This window comes from Psychromonas sp. Urea-02u-13 (assembly GCF_002835995.1).
In the GTDB taxonomy this organism is placed as follows: domain Bacteria; phylum Pseudomonadota; class Gammaproteobacteria; order Enterobacterales; family Psychromonadaceae; genus Psychromonas.
This window is the reverse complement of record NZ_PJBZ01000186.1, coordinates 1-1,853: the sequence shown is the minus strand read 5'-3', so window position 1 is coordinate 1,853 and position 1,853 is coordinate 1. Positions and strand designations below refer to the sequence as shown.

Sequence of the window (1,853 nt, the reverse complement as noted above, 5' to 3'; positions counted from 1 at the left end):
AGACCTGACCCCATTTTTTGTTACCCCATTTTTGGAGATGGCTTCTACTCAACTGGAGACCGCTCTTTTGGGTACTTGCCACCTGTCAGACAAACTATTCCACCGACCATTCCGTTGTCATACCTGACTCTTCCCGCTGAGTCTGAATCTGCTTTGCTATCAATGCCGTCAATCTGCACATTGACCTGACGGGTTATTTCGCCAGGCATCAGCCAGATGCAGGCAGAAATAGAGCAGGACCCTGATGATTTTCTGCAGCCGTCCGGCGAACTGCCTTTTACCCAGTCGGTGCCGTCTTCTTTACTGAGCAGTTGAGCTGCATTATAAACTGGGTGATCAATATACTGCTCGCCGCCGAGCCAGTAGTCCTTATACGGAATATAGGGACCTTTCCAGCCAGGAATCCCCGGATTTTCAATCAGGTGATCAATTTTCAGATAGCCATAAGCAGGGTTTGTATCGGATGTAATAGTAAGCTCTTCACCGGTATCTTTCGCGTACTGTTCTGCCGCACTCAGGAGTTTCTGCAGATCGTTGATAACAACCGTGGCTTTTTCTGTGTGGTCAGTAGCGTATGAAACTGAGCTGATACCCAGCCAGAAGCTGACGATTAGCATATTGCCGGCGGATTTTATAGCTGCTTTAAGCAAGGTACTTCTCCTGGTCAGGGTGAAATTCGATATAGATGATTTATTTTGGTTGTTAATGTCCGTGATCCTGTCAGTGCGGGGGTGAATGGGGTCAGCTCTTTGATTTTGCATTATAGTTTGTCAGGCCCATCGTTGCAGTAACTAAACCTATATTGCAGAGGTTTCGCCTCTCGGCGAGTCAATGATGAGAGATAGAAACGTAGTTTCATAGTTCGAGAGAATTATGCTTCTCAACAGCTTTAGCGAATGAAGAACCGAAACGTAGTTTCGCAGTCTTAAGTAGCAAGCAAGTGCCGTTCCGAACCATTTTTTTGATCTTCCGAAAAGTCAGACTTCTTAACGCACCGTAGTTGAATGCACGCATGCTCTCATTGGCTTCTCATACTTGCTAGGTGAGCGAAAAAGATAATTAATCTTTTTAAGGGACTTATCAACATCAAAGTGCACGCAGAGCTTAGCCCGCTCATAGGCCTGAACTGTCCGGTGTCGTTCAATTCGCTCCATGATTTCCTTTGCTAAAGTTATTCTTTTCAGCAGAAAAATGGAACGGAAACTTTGTGTGTACGCATTGATACTTTTTCATGAAAGAGCTAACAGTATTTTGCTTAGTAAAATCACAATAAAAAACTAAATCCAACCCTTTTAGCCTTTCGTAAAAATAGAATCAATGCGTACACAATTACCCCTTCCATTTTTCTTGCTAAGGCTTGGTTGCTTAGCAAGAACCGGCATGGAACGAATTATGCGACAGCATAGTGTCATGAGGAGGGTTAAGCTCTGCGTGCCCTTTGTCCGGTCTAAGCTCAGTCAGCACACGGATGTGCTGTCTGAGCTGGTGCGTTATAAGCAATCAAGACGTGCAAGATAAAAAAATGGCAGTGGCGAGCTTTCTTTTGCTTCTGTTTTCTTTACTCGCTAAAGAAAATGAAGTCGCCATAGGCGAAATCACGCTAAACGTATTAACAACTTCCTCAAACGAGCTTGTCTCGCACTAGGGAACGAAAAGAGAGCCAGTTCTTTAATTTTGAGTCCCTTGTTCGTCAAGCTCATCCAATCATTTTTTAATCTAACCTCACAGGGGTTTCGACTGTCGTCGAGTAGTTAATCCAGCACCAAAACATGTTTCGCAGTCTGGATTAGCAAGATTCTTTGTACGGACTAAAGAAAACAGAACCAAACTTAGTGACGACATCCATGTCGTCA

The 1,853-nt window shown here is 44.2% G+C and carries 1 protein-coding gene; it reads right to left on the bottom strand.

Features of this window, described 5'->3' with window-relative positions; translation table 11 throughout:
- Positions 1–44: 44 nt before the first annotated feature.
- Positions 45–650, bottom strand: coding sequence for a hypothetical protein (locus CXF74_RS21245; protein WP_101084626.1), 606 nt, complete (start codon positions 648–650; stop codon positions 45–47).
- Between the last annotated feature and the right edge of the window lie 1,203 nt (positions 651–1,853).